Genomic DNA, 18,312 nt, shown 5'->3' on the forward strand with positions numbered 1-18,312 from the left:
CTCAGGCGGTTCTCCCGGCCGCGAGGGACTCCAGCTGGAGCAGGTAGAGGGCCAGCGGCTGGAGTCGGCTGACACGCTGCGGCGCCCCCGGGCCGCGGCCCGCGGCCAGCAGCTGTTGCAGGATCCGGTCGCGGCTGGACCACCAGTCCCGTTCGCTGTGCAGGGTGTGGCCGAGCAGCCGGGTGAGGTACGCCAGCCGGTGTCCGACCAGGACCAGCCCGTGGCGCTGCGGAACGGCCGAGGCGAAGCCCAGGCCGGCGTGTTCCGGGAACGCCTTGTGCAGCGCCTGGTCGTGGAAGGTGCCGTCGATCAGGAAGTGGTGCGGCACCGAGGCGAGGTGGTCGACGAGCGCGTGGTCGAGGTAGGGGGTGTGGATCACCGCGTGGTCGTCGCCCAGCGTGAAGGGGGCGAGGGCGATGGACCGCCGGGTCCGGTTCCAGAAGAAGAACGAGCCGAGCGGGAAGGCGGCGTCGGCGTGCCGGGCCAGTTCTCGCACGAGCCGGGCGCGGGCCCTTTCCCGGCTCCACAGGATGTGGGTCCGGGGGCCCAGGAGGTGCTCGACGTGTGCTCCGGTGCGGCCGGCGGCCAGCAGCCGGTCCGCGAGCCCCGGCAGGTCCGTCACGTCGTACGGGTTCTTCCTGATCAGCGCGATGCTGGGGTTCTGCGCGAGCTCGCCACCGCCGATCCCGTCGTACCAGAGCCCGCTGTGGCGGCGCAGGAAGGCCAGCAGGGACAGGGCCCAGGCGCCGTCCAGGGTGCCCATGCCCTGTGCCGGGTTGGCGGTGCGTTCCGCGCGGAACTGCGAGCGCGGCCGGGCGACGGTGTGGTGCGGCAGGCCGAGGCGTCCGGCGAGGTGGGCGGCGACGCGGGCGTCGGCACCCGGGTCGGGCGGGAACTTGGCGCCGCTGACGCACAGCCGCGGCGGGGCGCCCTGACGGCAGAGCTCCAGCAGGATGTGCCGGGAGTCCCGGCCACCGCTCAGCGGAAGGACGTGCGGCTCCGCGGGCAGCCGACGGGCCACGGCGGCGCGGAACAACTCGACGAAGCCGTCCACGGCATCGGCCCGGGTGAGGGCCGCGGGACCCGGCACGGGGAGCGCGGGCGAACGGATGCCGGGCCCGTCGGGCGTCCAGGTCAGCGTGGCGGCGGGGGGCAGCGCGCGGATCGCGGCGAAGGCGGTGTCCTCACCGAGGAAGAAGCCCAGCCGGATGAAGACGGCCAGTGCGTCGTCGTCGAGTTCGGCGCTCTCGCCGGACAGGAGCAGGGCAAGAGGATCGGGGGAGAGCGTCAGGGAGCCGGGGTCGGCGCGGTAGTACAGCGGGTGCATGCCGTACCGGTCGTTGCGGACGAGGAGGCGTTCGCCGTCCCACTCCCAGGCGGCGAAGACGCCCTCGGGCGGCGGCCCCTCGGCCAGGGGATCCCCGCCGAGGGCGTGTCCGAGCCGTGCCTCCTTGTCGCCCTCGGCCCGGACCCCGTCGGGCGTGGCGACGAGCCGGATGCAGGGTTTCACCGGTCGTCCAGCAGGGGCCGTACGGCGGCCCCGATCCGGCGGGCCACCGCCTCCTGGTCGAGCACGGACTCGGCGAAGCCGATCGCGGCCTTCTTGTGCTCCTCGATCGCCGACGGGTGGGTCAGCCAGTCGTCGACGGTGTGGAACAGTTCGTCGGGCGCGGCACAGGCCCGGCCGAGATGGTTCTCGTGGATCAGCCCCGGCACCCATCGCTCCATCGGTAGCCCCGACTCCAGCATGAGCACCGGAATCCCGAAGTAGGCCGCCTCGAGCGTGGTGTTGGGGCCCGCCTTCGAGACGAGCAGCCCGTACGGCGACCTGGACGCGCGGTCGATGTAGTCGAAGTACTCGGCCTGGGTGAGCCGGCTGTGGAACCGCCAGTGCGTGAGCCGCCGGGCGCCGGCGGCGGCGCGGCGGGCGAGATCGGGATCGTCGTAGCCGACGAACACCAGGTCGGTGTCCGGATGGTGTGCGGCGATGTGGTGCACCAGCTCCAGGTAGACATCTCCGCCGCGGTTGCAGAAGACGATCAGCCGGGGGCGGCCGGAGTCGGCGTCCCCGCCCCAGGGGCCGGCCGCTGGAGCGGCGGACTCGCTGGTCATGAAGTCGCGCAGATCGTGCTGGGCGACCAGCGGTCCCACCACCTGCACCCGGTCCGGATCGCCGCCCGTCTGCGCGAGGAGGTGGTCCTTCGCCCAGGAGAAACCCACCAGCGTCAGGTCGGGATGCGGACTTCGGTGCAGCGGCAGCTGGAGGAGCCCCGGGTTGGTGACATGGCTGACCACCCGGGTGTGCAGTCCCGCCAGCCGTACGGCGGCCACGCACAGCCGTGCCACGAAGCCCTTCGTGCCGACCACCACGTCCGGCGCGGTGGAGCGCAAGTGCTTGGTGAGCGGCGCCAGTTCGGTGATCTGCTGCGAGGTGGGGTCGGTCTCGAAACCGGAGGGGAAACGTTCCTGGAGACGGGCCATCAGGGCCATGTAGCGCTGGGTGCGGACGGTCGCGTCCGGGCTTTCCAGCGAGATCGTGCGGATCTCGGCACCGGCCTCGCCGAGCCAGGGGAGTATCGGTTCTGCTTCCAGCAGGGTCACTTCCGCGTCGACGGCGCCGCGCAGCACCCGGGAGAACCGGGTGGCGGCGAGGTAGTTGCCGAACTCCCCCCAGGTCCGGGGCGACAGCACCTGTATGTGCGGACGGTCAGGGCGCACGGTGGGGCTCCTCGGTGAGGTCGAGGCATGCAGGGGACGGGGTGTGCGTGGGCAGTGCCTGGTACCAGAGCTGGTAGGTCAGGAGTGCCCACAACTTGCGCGAGGTGTCGCGGCGGCCACTGAGGTGGTCGTCGGTCAGCAGCCGCACGGCACGGGCGTCGAACAGCCCCCCGCGGTCCAGCGCGGATGCGGAGAGGGTGTCAAGGAGCAGGGGGCGCAACTCATTCCGCAGCAGGGCGGCCAGCGGGGCGCGGAAGCCGAGCTTGGTGCGCCGCACGATGTCCGTCGGCAGCCAGTCGGCAGCGACCCGGCGCAACAGGTACTTGCCGGTGAAGCGGCGCAGTTTCAGCGCGGTGGGCAGTGCGTTGCCGTACTCGACGAGGTCCAGGTCGAGGAAGGGGGAGCGCAGTTCGAGGGCGCTGCGCATACCGCCGCGGTCGGTCTTGGTGAGGATCACGTCGCGCAGGAAGTGGGCGACGACGGCGAGTTGGCTGCGCTGCACGCCGGTGAGGCCCGGCTGGCCGTCCAGGAGCCGGGACACCTCGGCGAAGGGGTCGTGCCCGGCCAGGGCCGCGTGGGCGTCCGGGCGCAGCAGGCCGGGCAGTTCGGCCGGGCCGAAGGGGGCAGTGGACAGGTAGAAGCGGTGCTCGGGTGCCGCGCGCAGCCCGCGCGCCAGCAGGCCGAGGGCCGCGGCGGCGGGCAGATTGCCGGACCGGGCGGGCAGCTTGCGGACGAGGGTTCGCACCAGGGCTTCCAGCCGGGGAGCCGGCATCAGCCGCAGCAGGATCTCGATCGCCCGCTCGGCCTGGAAGTACCGGTAGCCGAGGAGCAGTTCGTCGGCGCCGTCCCCGGTGAGCACCCCGCGGACGTGCTGCCGAGCCGTCCGGCAGACGATGCGGGTGGGCAGCAGGGAGGGGTCGGCGAGGGGTTCGTCGGCCCGGGCGTACTCCGACTCCACCACGTCGGCGAGTTCGCGTCCGCCGATACGGACGACGTGATGCTCGGTACCGAGGTGCCGGGCGACCGAGCGGGCGTGGGCGCTCTCGTCGAAGTCGGGCTGCTCGAATCCCGCGCTGAAGGTCAACACCGGTCGCTGCGGGGAGAGTTGCTGGGCGACGGCGGCCACCGCGCTGGAGTCGAGGCCCCCGCTCAGCAGCACCCCGAGCCGGCTCTCCGTGCTCATGACCCGGCGGGCGACCGCGGCCCGGAACAGCTCCTCGAAGCGTGCGGCGGCCTCCCGCCCGCCCGGAGTCCCAGCGCCCGTCGCCAACCGCGGCCGCCAGAACTCCACTTCGCGCAGCCGGCCGCCGGAGTGCTCCAGGTAGCTGCCGGGGCGGACCTTGTGCACGTCCGTCACTGCCGATCCGGGCGCGCAGAACGCCTGGAGCGTCAGATAGCCGGCGAGGGCCCGGATGTCCGGGGTGCACGGCGCGTCGGGATGGCGCAGCAGCGCGGTGAGCTCGGAGGCGAAGGCGATCCCGCCGGGGACAGGCGTGTAGTAGAGCGGCTTCTTGCCCATCGGGTCGCGGGCCAGCACGGTCGTCGCGGTGCGCGCATCGTGCAGCACGAAGGCGTACATGCCGCGCACCCGCTCCAGTACCTTCATGCCCTGCCGCTCGTACAGCTCCACGAGCACCTCGGTGTCGCCGGCCGTGCGCAACCGGACCCCTGCGGCCCGCAGTTCGCGGCGGAGCTCCTCGTGGTTGTAGATCTCCCCGTTGAGGACGAGCGCGGTGGCACCGCTCGCGGAGACGAACGGCTGCCGGCCCCGGACGGGGTCGACGAAGGTCAGGGCACAGTGCGCGAAGGTCACGCCCCGGTGGTGGCACCAGTTGCTGCCGTCGGGGCCGCGGTGGGCCACCGCGGCCAGCATCCGGTCCGCCGTGGCGCGGGCGGCCTCCTGGCCACCGCTGAGGTCGCTGAATCCCACGAAGCCGCACATGCCGCCTACGACCGGTGGGTGGGGGCCATCTGGGCGGACGAGGCGGTTTCGTGCGGCGGGGTCCGGGCGAGCGACTGCCTGACCCACTCGATCTGGGTGGCCAGCCCGGCGCGCAGATCCGTCCGTGCGGTGAAGCCGAGGCGGTGCCGCGCCCGCCCGACGTCGGCCGTCGTGGCCCGTACGTCGCCGATGCGCGCCGGACCGTACCGCGCCTCGGGCGTCCTGCCCGTCAACTCGCCGGTCAGGGCCAGGACTTCGTTCATCGACGCGACACGTCCCGTGCCAATGTTCAGGACGTTGCTGCCCTTGTCGGCTGTCGTCGCGGCGAGCATCAGCGCGCGCACGATGTCCGACACGTGGACGAAGTCGCGGATCTGGGTGCCGTCGCCGTAGACCTCGATCGGTTTGCTCTCCAGGGTGGCGCGGATGACCCGACCGATGAACATGTCCGGGCGCTGGCCGGGGCCGTAGACGGTGAAGAACCGCAGGGCGCTCACCGACAGGTCGGCGTCGCGGCGGGCCGCGAAGGCGAGGGCGAGCCGTTCCGCGGCGAGTTTGGTGACCCCGTAGGGGGACAGCGGGCGAGGGAGGTCGTCCTCGCTCATGGTGCCCTCCGCGCCGCCGTACACGCTTGAGGACGAGGCCATGACCACGCGAGGCACGTTGGCCCGGACACAGGCGTCCATGAGGCGTTGGGTGGCCAATACGTTGCAGTGGAGATACTCCGGGAATTGTGTCCAGGACGGGCGCACACCCGGCAATGCAGCTAAGTGGAAGACCGTGGCGGCATTTTCCAGACAGGCCGACAGATCCGCGGAGACGAGGTCGGCACGGATCGCGTGGAGGGATCCCAGCTCGGCGGACGGCGGGATTTCACCGGTGGCCCAACTGGATTTCCGGTCGATGCCCACCACGTTTGTGCCGCTGCGCCGCAATGCCTCGACGAGATGGGATCCGATGAAACCCGCGGCACCGGTGACCACTGCTTTTCCCGCGGATTCGACCCCGTTGTGCACGTCAGCCGACATTGAGAATCCCCCTTGGTTCCGTTGACATCCGGTCGTTCAAGGCGGTGCTCCGTGCTGGTGCTGTCTCCGGACGTCGGTCCAATTGCGGGTGCGCGAACTCGGCCGACCCGGACGTACGCGGGTGCCGGCAGAACATGGCCGAGAATGGGTAGTACGCACGACGGCGTGCAAGGCGAATTGCCCAGAAGACCCGTGGAGTCTAACAGCGAGATGAATCGGCGGCAACGGCGTCCAGGACGGCGTTAACCGACATTAAGCGGCGGATCACATTCCGCATGTGGGCGGCTCATTCCCGGCCCCGGCGCAGCGACGCCCTATGGCGAGTTCACCGATGTGCGCGTCATTCCCAACGCCCGGGAACGGACTTTATGCTGAGGCCTTCCGCCGCCCGGCACTCGGAGAGGAACGCGTTGGCAGGCAGTCCGTTACGGCAGCTCTCCGTACTGTTCCGCTATCTGCGCGGGGAACGGCCGTCCGTCCTCCTCCTCGCGGTGCTCGTCCCGCTGGGCATCGGGCTCCAGCTGGTGGCACCCCAGATGCTGCGCCGGTTCATCGACCACACGCTGTCCCGGAGCCCCTCCGACCTGCTGCTCGCGGTCGCCGCCTGGTACCTGGCGGCGGCCCTCGGGCTGCTCGTGGTGACCATCGGCTGCGACGCCGTGGCCGCGCGGCTCGCCTGGCGCACCACCAACCGGCTGCGCGCCGACCTGGTGACCCACTGTCTGCGCCGGCCCTCCCGCTTCTACCAGCGGTACCCGCCCGGCGAACTCGTCGATCGCGTCGACGGCGACGTCACCAGACTCGCCGCGGTGATGTCCGCGCTGGTCCTGGAAGTTCTCGCCCAGATGCTGCTGGTCGTCGGAATCCTCGGCGCACTCTTCCAGCTCGACTGGCGACTGGCCCTGGTCTTCGCGCCGTTCGCCCTGGGAACCCTCCTGCTACTGCGCCGACTTGTGGGGAAGGCCATGCCCTTCGTCGCCGCCCGGCAGACCGCGTCCGCGGAACTCCTGGGCTTCCTGGAGGAACGCCTCGCAGGCGCCGAGGACCTGAGAACCAACGGAGCCTCCGCCCACACCCTGCGGGCCCTGGAAACCCGGCAGGCCGACCTGTACCGGAAGGCGCGCCGCGCGGCGCGGGTCTCCGTGCGCTGGCCCGCCACGGTCCAGGGACTGTCCACCGCCAGCGTGGTCCTCGCCCTGGCCGTCAGCGTGTGGCTGCACGGCCGCGGACAGCTCTCCACCGGCACGGCCTTCGCCTGTCTGTCGTACGCCATGCTGCTGCGCCGCCCGCTGCTGGCCGTCACCACCCGCTTCCACGACCTGGAAGGGGCCGCGGTCAGCGTGCAGCGCCTCCAGGAACTGCTGCGCCAGGAGGACGACGTCGGGCGCACCCGCTCCCGCCACCTGCCCGCGGGCCCCCTGGGCGCCCGACTCGACCGCGTGTCCTTCTGGTACGACCCCGGTGAACCGGTGCTGCGTGACGTCTCCTTCCGGCTGCGGCCCGGGGAACGGCTCGGCATCGTCGGCCGTACCGGAAGCGGCAAATCGACCGTCGTACGGCTGCTGTTCGGACTGCACCACCCTGTGAGCGGCGGCGTCAGCGTCGGCGGCCAGGACGTGGCCGGACTCGACACCCGGGCACTGCGCAGCAGGGTCGCCCTGGTCACCCAGGAGGTGCAGGTCTTCCACGCCACGCTCCGCGACAACCTCACCTTCTTCGACCACCGCGTCGACGATCGCCGGGTGTGCGCCGCGCTGGACTTGGCCGGGCTCACCGACTGGTGGCGCGAACTGCCCGACGGTCTGGACACCGTGCTGGGCACAGGAGCGCGAGGGATGTCCGCGGGGGAGGAGCAACTTCTCGCGCTGGCCCGGGTGTTCCTGCGGGACCCGGCCGTGGTCCTGATGGACGAGCCGACGGCCCGGCTGGACCCGCACACCGAGCGGCTGCTCATGCCCGCGATGGAGCGGCTGCTTGAAGGGCGGACCGCCGTCGTTGTCCAGCACCGGCCGCACGCGCTGCGCCACGTGGACCGCATTCTCGTCCTCGACGCGGGGACGGTGGTCGAGCACGGGGAGCAGACCGTGCTCGCCGCCGACCCGACCTCGCGCTTCCACGAACTGCTACGCGCCGGCTGACGGGGCGGGAGGGTGGCCGACATCGACGCACGGGGCACGTTCCGGCGGCTCGGGGCCGTGCTGCGCGGTTCGGCGGGCGCTTACTGGTCGCTGACCGGGCTGTGGGTGCTGTTGAGGGCCGGGACGCTGGCGGTGGGGCTGCTGTTCCAGCGGCTGTTCGACCAGATCGGCGCCGGCGGCGGGGTCTGGCTGCTCATCGCCTGGGTGGCCGCGATCGAGGGGGCACGGCTGTGCCTGCAGTTCGGCGTGATGATCAACCGGCTGGAGCCACGGGTCCAGTACGGTACGACGGCCCGGCTGCGGCGGGAACTGCTGGGCTCCGCCCTGCGCGGACGGGGAGCCGCGGCCCGTACCACCCCGGGGGAGGGGCTGCGGGTGGTGGGCGAGGACGTCGACGAGACAGGCTTCTTCGTGGCCTGGGCGCCCACCAACCTCGCGCACTGGCTGTTCGTCTTCGCCTCCGTCACCGTCATGATGCGGATCGACGCGGTGGTCACGAGCGCGCTGCTGGCACTGCTGGTCCTGGTCGCGGTGGTCACGGCGGCGGTCCACGGCCGCTTCCTCCGCTACCGGCGCGCCACCCGTAGCGCGTCGGCCGAGGTCGCGGGCGCCCTGCGGGAAGCGGTCGGGGCAGTGAAGGCGGTGCAGGCGGCCGCCGCCGAGGACCATGTGGCGGCGCACATCGACCGGTTGAACGCCGCCCGGGCGAAGGCGGCGGTGCGCGAGGAACTGTTCGCGGGCGTGCAGCGGACCGTGATCGGTAACGCGGCACCCCTCGGAATCGGCGTCGTACTGCTGCTGACGGCGGGGCGGGCACACAACGGGACGTTCAGCGTCGGGGACCTGGCGCTGTTCACCTTCTATCTGCAGATCCTCGCCGAGGCGCTGGCCTCGATCGGGATCCTCTCGGTGCGACTGCAGAGGGTCTCGGTGGCGCTCGGCCGGATCGCGGACTTCCTCGGGAGAGGACCCCGGACGCCGGCTGAGGAACCGGCGCCTGTGCCTGAACGGGCGCCCGAGCTAAGGGAGTTGACCGTCCGCGGGCTGACCGCACGGCACCCCGGCTCGGAGCGCGGTATCGAGGACGTCGACCTGACCGTCGTACGCCACTCCGTCACCGTGGTCACCGGCGGCGTCGGTTCGGGCAAGTCGACGCTCATACGGGCCGTCCTGGGACTGCTGCCGCACGAGCGCGGCACCGTGCTGTGGAACGGGGAACCGATCGCCGATCCCGCGAACTTCCTGGTGCCTCCGCGCTGCGGCTACACCCCCCAGGACCCGCGCCTGTTCAGCGGATCGCTGCGCGACAACGTCCTGCTGGGCCTTGGCGACGACGGGAGGATCTTCGAGGACGTCGCGCACACCGCGGTCCTGGCGCCCGACGTGGCGGCCATGCAGGACGGTGCCGACACCGTCGTGGGCCCGCGGGGCCTCAGGCTGTCCGGCGGCCAGCTCCAGCGGACGGCGATCGCCCGGATGCTGGCCCGACGCCCCGAACTCCTGGTCCTGGACGACGTGTCCAGCGCCCTGGACCCCGCGACCGAGCAACTCCTGTGGAGCCGGCTGCTGGACGGCTCGGTCACCGTCCTCGCGGTGTCGCACCGGCCCGCGCTGCTGCGCGCGGCGGCCCGGGTGGTGGTCCTGAAGGACGGGCGCGTGGACGCGGCGGGGACCTGGGAGGAGGTGCTGGCCGAGTCCGCGGAGATGCGCCGCATGTCTTCGCAGGCGGACTAGGCGTGTCGACCGTCGACGACGTCTCCGGACAACTCACCGACGTCTCCGGACCACACACCTGGTCCGGTCCGGCGGATCACACAAGCGTCGCGGGGCCCGGCACGCCTACGGTGCGGCCACCGGGGTGTCTCCGCGCGACGCGCCGAGTTCGGTCCAGATCCCGTCCAGCCAGTCGACGAACCGGCGGACGTCGACCGCCTCGTGAACGGCGGAGGGGGCGACCCGGAGGATCTCCTCGCCCGTCGGCACGCTCGGCGCGTTGATGGCCTGAACATAGGCGCCGTGCCGCTCCAGCAGCAGCGCCGACATCGTCTTGCAGAGGCGGTCCTCGCCGACGAGGACCGATACGATGTGGGTCTGATCGGACAGGAAGGGAATGCCCCTGTCCCGCAACAGGCCGTGCATCAGGGCGGCGTTGGCCGTGAGCCGCTCGCGTTCCCGCGTGGAGCCGCGCAGATGCCGTACGGCGGCGAGCGCGCCGGCCGCCACCGCGGGCGGCAGTGCCGTGGTGAAGATGAACGAGCGGGCGAAGGTACGGACCGCGTCCATCAGGACGAGGGGCCCGGCGACATAGCCGCCAGTCATCCCGAAGCCCTTGGCCAGCGTCCCCATGACCACGGTGAACGCGGGGGCGAGGCCCTCCTGCGCCGCGATGCCGGCGCCCTCGGGACCGTACATGCCGACGGCGTGCACCTCGTCCACGAACGTCACCGCCCCGTACCGCTTGGCGATGTCGGCGATCTCCGCGAGTGGCGCGATGTCACCGCGCATCGAGTGCACGGACTCCGTCACGACGAGTTTGGGCCGCTGCGGATCCACACCGGACAGCAGTTTCTCGAGATGCGCGCAGTCGTTGTGCCGGTAGATGAGCTTTTCGGCGCCGCTGTGCCGCAAACCGTCGATGATGGACGCGTGGTTCAACTGGTCGGAGAACACGGCACAGTCATCGATGCGGCCGGCGAGCACGGAGAGCGCGCCCTCGTTGGCCGAATACCCGGAGGTGAACAACACCGCGTCCTCCTTTCCATGCAGCGCGGCAAGTTCCGCCTCCAATGCGACGTGATAGTGGTTCGTCCCGCCTATGTTGCGCGAACCGCCGGAGCCGGCCCCGCATTCGTCGACGGCGCGCTTCATCGCCGCCAGAACGTCCGGGTGCTGGCCCATACCTAAGTAGTCGTTGCTGCACCAGATCGAGATCTCGCCATGGTGTGCCGTATCGGCCACCGGGAAGCGGCCCGCGATACGGCCGAGCTCCAGAAACTCCCTTTTCCGCTCGGATGTCTCCTGCCCAAGGCGCGCGAAGAAATCCATGTACTCGGACATGTCTCATACTCGCTCTCTGTCGCTTTCCCTCCGGGGCGCCTCATCGTAGGATGCCTTGCGGTCCCTGCACAGTGTGCCTTCGCACGAAAGCGGAGTATCGATGACCGAATGTGAAATCTCCATCTCGCTGATTCACAAGGCTTTTTCCGGCCGTGCCGGAATGCGCGGACCGAGCCGATGAGGGGAGGTGCCACGCTCTCAGCGGCGGATGTGCTTGCGGACTCCGCGACGCGCTGCCCCGACCACACGGCGCTGGTGGCCGGCCATCAGCGCATCTCGTACGGCGACCTCTGGCTGACCGCGCGCCGGTACGCGGCGGCGCTGCGCGACCGAGGTATCGGCCCCGGTGCCCGGGTCGCGCTGCTGCTGCCCAACACACCGGCCTTCCCGGCGGCGTACTTCGGTGTCCTCGCTCTCGGCGCGACCGTCGTACCGGTGAACGCGCTGCTGAAGGCGGAGGAGATCGCGTACATCCTCCGGCACTCGGGGGCCCGGGCCGTGCTGTGCGCGGGGTCCCTCCTCGGGGAGGGGGAGCGGGCGGCGACGCGCGCGGACGTGCCGCTGCTGACGGTGGAGGCGGACGACGACGGCAGCGGGACGGCACTGGACAAGCTCGCCGCTCGGGCCGTGCCGGTCGAGGCCCCGGTGCCCTGCGCGCCGGACGACATCGCGCTGATCCTCTACACCTCGGGTACCACGGGCCGCCCCAAGGGCGTCATGCTCAGCCACCTCAATCTGGTCCTGAACATCGACACGACGATGCTCTCGCCCTTCGTCATGCACACCGACGATGTCCTCCTGGGCTGCCTGCCCCTCTTCCACACCTTCGGCCAGGTCTGCGGCATGGGGACGTGCTTCCGCGCCGGCGCGACCCTCGTCCTGATGTCCCGCTTCACACCGGACGGGGCGCTCGACCTGATGGTGCGCGAGGGCTGCACGGTTCTCATGGGCGTGCCGACGATGTACATCGCGCTGCTGGAGGCCGCGGCCCGGGACGGCCGCCGTCCGCCGCTCGCCCGGGCGTACTCCGGGGGCTCGGCGCTGCCGGTCCGGGTGCTCCAGGACTTCGAGACGACCTTCGGCTGCCCCGTCTACGAGGGCTACGGCCTGACCGAGACGTCCCCCTGCGTCGCCTACAACCAGAGGGCGTGGCCCCGGCGGCCGGGCACCGTGGGCAAGCCGATCCGGGGCGTGGAGGCGGAGATAGCCCGGGCTGGTACGGAGGACCGGATCGTCCTGCTCGCGCCGGGCGAGGTCGGCGAGATCGTGGTCCGCGGCCACAACGTCATGATCGGCTACCTCGACGACCCCGCGGCCACCGAAGCCGCGCTCGTGGACGGCTGGTTCCGTTCGGGCGACCTCGGAGTGAAGGACGCCGAGGGCTATCTGACGATTGTCGACCGCAAGAAGGACATGATCGTGCGCGGCGGGTACAACGTGTACCCGCGCGAGGTCGAGGAGGTCCTGTCCCGCCACCCGTCCGTTGCCCAGGCCGCAGTGATCGGGATCCCGGACGCCCGCTACGGCCAGGAGATATGCGCGGTGATCGTCCCTCGCCCCGGCGCCGCGACGGACGCGTCCCTCGCGGAGGACATCATCGCCTGGAGCCGTCGGCGCATCGCCTCCTACAAGTACCCGCGCCGCGTGGAGTTCGCCGCCACCCTCCCCCTGGGCCCGAGTGGGAAGGTCCTCAAACGGGAACTCGTCGCCCTGATCGGACCGGCGACGGGCGAAACAACCTGAGTGTGTGCGGCCGCCTTCGCTGTCCGTTGAGCGACCGTCATCCCGAACTGTCCGAACGGGCGGTGGGATACGAAGAGATGGTGTTGAGCCGATCTGTCACGCAACCGCGGTCACAACCCGCCAGACGGCCACTTACCTGCTCAGCCTCGTGGATGCCCTTCGGCAGGAGTTCCGGCGGCAGTGCAACCTCAGTGGGTACCGCGGCCCCGGGAGGTAGTCGGCGTGCTCGCGCTGGGTGTGAGTGAGCCCTGTCTCACCTGGGCAGCGCCACTGGCTATGCAACGAGTTGCATAGCAGGATCGAGGTATGGCGCTCGAGCACGCGATCCTCGTTTCCCTGTTGGAGAAGCCGGGCTCCGGCTATGAGCTGGCCCGGCGGTTCGAGCGGTCCATCGGATACTTCTGGACTGCCACGCACCAGCAGATCTACCGCGTTCTCAAGCGTATGGAGAGCGAGGGCCTGCTCGCTGTTCGTGCGCTGTCGCAGCAGAGCCGGCCGGACAAGAAGGAGTACTCCGTCGTAGGCCCAGGCCGCGCCGCCCTCTCTCAGTGGCTGCACGAATCGATCCAACCCGAGAGCATGCGGCACGACCTCGCGGTGAAGATCCGCGGTGCGGCCTTCGACGACCCGTCCGTGCTCATCCGTGAGGTCGAACGGCACCGCCAGGTGCACGGCGAGCGACTCGCGCACTATGTGGCCGGCGAGCTGCGGGACTTCACCGGCCCGGCGGCCCCCGTCCCGCTCGACGCCGGTCAGGAGCTGCAGCATGTCGTGCTGCGGGGTGGTATCGCATACGAGCGGATGACGATTGCCTGGCTCGACGACGTACTTGCCACACTCCGCCGACTCGGCACGCCCCACCCGCACGCCTGACGTGCCGGCCCTGCCGCCCGCGCTTCTCGAACTTCACTCCGGCACCCTCCACCCTCAACCCTCAACCCTCGGAAGGCGGACCTCCATGGCCGACCCCCTCCTCTTCAACCCCCGTACGTACGACCCGGCGCACTTCGACATCGAGACCCGCAGGTTGCTGCGTGCCACGGTCGACTGGTTCGAAGAGCGCGGGAAGCGCAGGCTCATCGAGGACTACCGTTCCCGCGCCTGGCTGGCCGACTTTCTCGCGTTCGCAGCCAAGGAAGGGCTGTTCGCCACCTTCCTCACCCCCGTGTCCGCCGCCGGGAACAAGGGCCAGCGCTGGGACACGGCCCGGATCGCCGCTCTCAACGAGATTTTCGGCTTCTACGGCCTCGACTACTGGTACGCGTGGCAGGTGACCATCCTCGGCCTCGGACCGGTTTGGCAGAGCGACAACCCAGCAGCTCGTACCCGCGCGGCCGAACTTCTCGCCCAGGGTGAGGTGTTCGCCTTCGCTCTCTCCGAGAAGACCCATGGCGCCGACATCTACTCCACCGACATGCTGCTGACGACCGACAGCAACGGCGGCTTCAGGGCGACGGGCTCCAAGTACTACATCGGCAACGGCAATGCCGCCGGGATGGTCTCGGTCTTCGGCCGACGCACCGACATCGAAGGGCCGGACGGCTACGTCTTCTTCGCCGCCGACAGCCGCCACCCGGCCTATCACCTCGTCAAGAACGTCGTTGACTCCTCGAAGTACGTCAGCGAGTTCCGCCTCGAGGACTACCCGGTGGGCCCGGACGACGTCCTGCACACGGGCCGCGCGGCCTTCGACGCCGCCCTCAACACCGTCAACGTCGGCAAGTTCAATCTCTGCACTGCCTCGATCGGCATCTGTGAGCACGCGATGTACGAGGCGGTCACCCACGCGCACAACCGGATCCTGTACGGCCGCCCCGTCACGGCCTTCCCGCACGTGCGCCGCGAGCTGGCCGATGCGTACGTCCGCCTCGTCGGCATGAAGTTGTTCAGCGACCGGGCTGTCGACTACTTCCGCTCTGCCTCTTCGGAAGACCGCCGCTATCTGCTGTTCAACCCGATGACGAAGATGAAGGTGACCACGGAGGGTGAGAAGGTCATCGACCTGATGTGGGATGTGATCGCCGCCAAGGGCTTCGAGAAGGACACCTACTTCGCACAGGCCGCCGTCGAGATCCGGGGTCTTCCCAAGCTCGAGGGCACGGTCCACGTCAACCTCGCGCTGATCCTCAAGTTCATGCGCAACCACCTCCTGCACCCGGCCGAGTTCGCAGCCGTGCCGACTCGCCTCGACGCGGCGGACGACACGTTCCTCTTCGAGCAGGGACCGGCCCGCGGCCTTGGCTCCGTGCGCTTCCACGACTGGCGCCCCGCCTACGACGCATACGCCGGGGTGCCGAACGTCGCCCGCTTCCGGGAGCAGGCCGACGCCCTCTGCGAGTTCGTCGCCTCCGCAGCCCCCGACGAGGAACAGAGCCGCGACCTCGATCTTCTTCTCGCCGTCGGCCAGCTGTTCGCGCTGGTGGTTCACGGCCAACTGATCCTGGAACAGGCCCGTCTGACGGACCTCGACGAGGATGTGCTCGACGAACTGTTCTCCGTCCTGGTCCGCGACTTCTCCGGCTTCGCCGTCGAACTGCACGGCAAGGACTCCTCCACTGCCGATCAGCAGAGCTGGGCGCTGGGTGCCATCCGGCGTCCCGTCGTCGACGAGGCGCGTTCGGGGCGCGTCTGGGAACGTGTGGAGGCGCTGTCCGGGGCGTACGAGATGGCGGAGTGACAGCCTGCCCAGGGGGCTCGTCGACAGGTGACGGTCAGGGTTCCCGGGAGCAGTGAAGCTCGTATCGTGGCCCTCTGCGCGACTTACCGCGCGGAGGGCCGCGGTGCGTAGCACCATCCGCTGCGCGATCCACCGCCGCACCGGCAGCGGATTCCAGGTCGACTGGTTCACGAACTGCTGCAGGTTCGGCTGGTTGCCGTCCGGCAGCCGCTCCGCCATCGGCTGGATCGCCTTACGCCGCCCGTCCGGCATCAGCCCCCGCAGAGAGCAGTCGGCGCCGCTGATCGTGGCCAGGTGCACCAAGAGCCAGTGCCGCCCCTGTCCGGCCCGCACCCAGTGCACCACCACCGCCGACAACGCCCGCACCGTGGGCTTTCCCCGCGAGAGGTCCGCGACCTGCAACTCCGCGTCCACACCGAGCAACAGACGTCCGAGTGGAACGCCCGCTATGCGGTCCACGCCGGAGTGGAGGGCAGGGTCAACGAGTTCGCCCACGGACGTGGCATACGGCACTGCCGCTACCGAGACAGGGGAAAGCGCACATCCAGCACGTCCTGACGGCCATCGCCGTCGACATCGAGCGCCTCAGCGGACTGCCGCCGGAGGAAACACCCACGCCCCGCCGATCAACTGCCTTTCAGAACCACCTCGACCAGCGCGCGATACCCCGGCTGAAGTCCTGGCGGACCCTGGGCAGCTGGCCGCGGCAACTCCAAGACCCCCGACAGAGCGGAGCCAGTGTCGTGATCACGAACGTTCACGGTGTCGGCGGACCTGCCGTCGACGTGCAGGCGTGGCGGGGGAGTTCAGCTGACCTCGTTGCGGACGGCCGTGTCGAGGTCGGTGTCGGTCAGGCCGAAGGTCTCGGCGGTCTCCGTCGCGTCCATGTGGAACGGCGCGTACCACTGGTAATCCATCTCGGCCATCTCGCGGGCGATCGGCACGATCAACCCGGCCGTACGCGTCACGGAGCGTGGTATCTGGATTAGTTTGACCGGTGGCCGGCCCGCCGCGACGGCGTAGCGCCGCGCCAGCTCGCGAATGGTGACGGCCGGCGCGGACGGCACGTGCCAGGGTCGGCCCCACGCGCGTTCTTCCGAGGCCAGCGTGATGAGGGCCTGTGCCATGTCGCCGTTGAAGGTGAAGGTGTGCGGCATGTCCAGGTGGCCGGTGATCCAGGCCGCTTTTCCCTTCTGCAGGGCCGACTTGATGAGCAGGGAGTAGATACCGTTGGCGTCCTTGCCGATGTAGTCGGAGCCGCGGACCTCGACGGTGCGGATCCCCCCGGCGAGGGCCTGTTCCCACATGCGTCTGCGCAGGCGGCCCTTGTGCCCGGTGGCGGCCATGGGGGTGTGTTCGTTCATCCGGCCACCGGGCTGCGGACCGTAGGCGTAAAGGCTGCCGGTCAGCGCGAGGACGGCGTCGTTCGCCTTGGCGGCGGTGATGGCCGCCGTCTGCAGGGGCGGCAACAGGCGCTCCCACACCGTGTATGAGGGTGGATTGGCGCAGTGGTAGATCACTTCCGCGCCGCGGGACAGCTCGGTCAGGCGGGACGGGTCGGACGCGTCCGCGGCGATCCGGTCGACCAGCTGGTGCTCGGGGCCGGAGCCGCTGCGGGTGACGATCCGGACGCTCTCGCCGCGCTCGGCGAGCAGACGAGCGACGTTGGTACCGATGGAACCGGCACCGATGATGACGTGCTTGGCCATGACGGTTTCTCCTTCTCCGGGGTATCGGTCAGTCGTCCACGCCGGAGCCGGTATAGGTGGGCACGTCGGCGAGCATGCCGGCGATCTGCGGGTTGAGCTCGTTGCGGCGCCGGTGCAGTTCCTGGATCTTGTCGTTCAGGTCAGGGTCGTCGTCGTCACTGACGTCGAAGATCTCCAGCCGTTCGAGCAGGTGCAGCCCGAGGTGGTCGGTCTGGTAGGTGGTCGGGTGCGTCAGGTAGGCGAAGAGCCCGTCGAGATGTTCGACGACGAACACCGCGCCGTACGTGTAGTCGCCGCCGTGGTCGCGGCCGACGACGAAGGACTTGATGGCGGGGTTCGACCGGCCCTGATTGCGCCAGCTCTCCAGCACCCCCTCGATCTGCTGAGGCGTCGCAGTGGCCTTCATCGTGACTCTGTTGATGTGGTAAATCATGACTTACTACTCGTTCCTAACGTTGTTAGATTTCCTAACGGCGTTAAATATGGCGCGCATCGCCGACGCGGTCAAGACGGTGACTAGTGTTCGGGAACACCATCGAAGCGAAGTGACAGACCATGCCGACCAGCACAAGACGGGCCCGCGAACGGGCGAACACCCGGGAGCGGATCATCGAGGCCGCGCTGCACGTCCTCGAGACCGAGGGCATCGCGGCTCTGACGATCCGGCGCATCGCCGCCGACGTCGAATATTCCGCGCCCGTCGTCTACCAGCACTTCGCCAACAAGGACGCGCTGGTTCTGGAGCTGGTCGCGTACGGTCACCACCTGATGCTGACGGAGTTCCGCCAAGCCGCGCAGGAGCCCGATACGGACCGGCGCATGACGCGCATTGCGTCGCACTACGTCCGGTTCGCAGGCGAGCACCCCCACCTCTTCCAGGTCATGAACGACCCGATGGTCGACGCGGACGAACGCCGACGCGTCGCGGAACCGGTCATCGACGTCCTCAAGGAGCTGCTCAGCTCCTGGTCGGCTGCACACGACGTGGTGCTGGCCGATTTCGACCAGGCTTGCGAGATCCTCTGGGGCACGCTGTACGGCATCGCGTCGCTCAGTCACCTCGGCAGCGTCGGCGACGATCGCGCCCGCCACCTCGCCGAACAGGCGCTGCGCGCGATCCTCCTCGGGTGGCGAACCGAGACGCCGGCGAGCGGTCGGCCGGCGAGCAACTGGGGTCCGTCTTCAAGCGGATCTTGACCAGAGCAGGAACGATGCGAGAGTGACCGTTGCTTTGGGCCGTGCGCGGGGCGTCGTAACCGGCGTCGAAGACGATGAGGATGCCGCGGTCCTCCTGGCTTGA

At 70.0% G+C, this 18,312-nt stretch carries 13 protein-coding genes and 1 pseudogene; 6 read left to right on the plus strand and 8 right to left on the minus strand.

Annotated features, from left to right (window positions below):
* Window position 1: 1 nt before the first annotated feature.
* Genes O1Q96_RS21870 through O1Q96_RS21885 form a run of 4 tightly spaced genes read right to left on the minus strand, consistent with a single transcriptional unit; the run spans window position 2 to window position 5,688 of the window.
* A complete protein-coding gene (locus O1Q96_RS21870; RefSeq protein ID WP_269249815.1) occupies window positions 2-1,510 on the minus strand; it encodes an asparagine synthetase B family protein in 1,509 nt (502 codons plus the stop codon).
* Window positions 1,507-2,718 carry a glycosyltransferase family protein gene (locus O1Q96_RS21875; RefSeq protein ID WP_269249816.1) on the minus strand — a complete coding sequence of 404 codons (1,212 nt, stop codon included), beginning with the start codon at window positions 2,716-2,718 and terminating at the stop codon, window positions 1,507-1,509. Before O1Q96_RS21875 ends, O1Q96_RS21870 begins: the two co-directional genes overlap by 4 nt.
* A complete protein-coding gene (asnB, locus tag O1Q96_RS21880; RefSeq protein ID WP_269249817.1) occupies window positions 2,708-4,648 on the minus strand; it encodes an asparagine synthase (glutamine-hydrolyzing) in 1,941 nt (646 codons plus the stop codon). The genes O1Q96_RS21875 and asnB overlap by 11 nt, the downstream gene beginning before the upstream one ends.
* Window positions 4,649-4,665: 17 nt before the next feature.
* Complete coding sequence (locus tag O1Q96_RS21885; protein ID WP_269249818.1) at window positions 4,666-5,688, minus strand: NAD-dependent epimerase/dehydratase family protein; 1,023 nt, start codon at window positions 5,686-5,688, stop codon at window positions 4,666-4,668.
* Window positions 5,689-6,098: 410 nt separating this feature from the next.
* On the opposite strand from O1Q96_RS21885, the gene O1Q96_RS21890 reads away from it, so the two are divergent.
* A complete protein-coding gene (locus tag O1Q96_RS21890) occupies window positions 6,099-7,826 on the plus strand; it encodes an ABC transporter ATP-binding protein (RefSeq protein ID WP_269249819.1) in 1,728 nt (575 codons plus the stop codon).
* A gap of 12 nt (window positions 7,827-7,838) precedes the next feature.
* Entirely contained in the window at window positions 7,839-9,560 is a 1,722-nt protein-coding gene (locus tag O1Q96_RS21895; protein WP_269249820.1) for an ATP-binding cassette domain-containing protein, read from the plus strand.
* Window positions 9,561-9,665: 105 nt separating this feature from the next.
* On the opposite strand, the gene hemA is transcribed toward O1Q96_RS21895, so the two are convergent.
* Window positions 9,666-10,883 (minus strand): 5-aminolevulinate synthase, encoded by a 1,218-nt coding sequence (gene hemA, locus O1Q96_RS21900; RefSeq protein WP_269249821.1) that lies wholly within the window; start codon window positions 10,881-10,883, stop codon window positions 9,666-9,668.
* Window positions 10,884-11,060: 177 nt separating this feature from the next.
* Between hemA and O1Q96_RS21905 the strand changes: the two genes are divergently transcribed.
* The 3 genes from O1Q96_RS21905 (at window position 11,061) to O1Q96_RS21915 (ending at window position 15,303) form a co-directional block, all read left to right on the plus strand.
* Window positions 11,061-12,626 carry a long-chain-fatty-acid--CoA ligase gene (locus tag O1Q96_RS21905; protein WP_269249822.1) on the plus strand — a complete coding sequence of 522 codons (1,566 nt, stop codon included), beginning with the start codon at window positions 11,061-11,063 and terminating at the stop codon, window positions 12,624-12,626.
* Window positions 12,627-12,932: 306 nt separating this feature from the next.
* Complete coding sequence (locus O1Q96_RS21910) at window positions 12,933-13,499, plus strand: PadR family transcriptional regulator (RefSeq protein ID WP_269249823.1); 567 nt, start codon at window positions 12,933-12,935, stop codon at window positions 13,497-13,499.
* 85 nt (window positions 13,500-13,584) lie between these two features.
* Window positions 13,585-15,303, plus strand: coding sequence for an acyl-CoA dehydrogenase family protein (locus O1Q96_RS21915; protein ID WP_269249824.1), 1,719 nt, complete (start codon window positions 13,585-13,587; stop codon window positions 15,301-15,303).
* Between the two features lie 111 nt (window positions 15,304-15,414).
* Here O1Q96_RS21915 and O1Q96_RS21920 read toward each other — a convergent pair.
* The 3 genes and pseudogenes from O1Q96_RS21920 to O1Q96_RS21930 all read right to left on the minus strand — a co-directional run.
* A pseudogene (locus O1Q96_RS21920) lies at window positions 15,415-15,576 on the minus strand (transposase); the annotation flags it as partial.
* Window positions 15,577-16,109: 533 nt separating this feature from the next.
* The gene (locus tag O1Q96_RS21925) at window positions 16,110-17,012 is read right to left on the minus strand and encodes an SDR family oxidoreductase (protein ID WP_269249825.1); all 903 of its coding nucleotides are present in this window, start codon (window positions 17,010-17,012) and stop codon (window positions 16,110-16,112) included.
* Window positions 17,013-17,040: 28 nt separating this feature from the next.
* On the minus strand, window positions 17,041-17,445 hold the full coding sequence (locus tag O1Q96_RS21930) for a Dabb family protein (protein WP_269249826.1): 405 nt from the start codon (window positions 17,443-17,445) through the stop codon (window positions 17,041-17,043).
* A gap of 122 nt (window positions 17,446-17,567) precedes the next feature.
* Here O1Q96_RS21930 and O1Q96_RS21935 point away from each other — a divergent pair, with 122 nt between their 5' ends.
* Complete coding sequence (locus O1Q96_RS21935; RefSeq protein WP_269249827.1) at window positions 17,568-18,209, plus strand: TetR/AcrR family transcriptional regulator; 642 nt, start codon at window positions 17,568-17,570, stop codon at window positions 18,207-18,209.
* Window positions 18,210-18,312 lie beyond the last annotated feature (103 nt).

This window comes from Streptomyces aurantiacus (assembly GCF_027107535.1).
Taxonomy (GTDB): domain Bacteria; phylum Actinomycetota; class Actinomycetes; order Streptomycetales; family Streptomycetaceae; genus Streptomyces.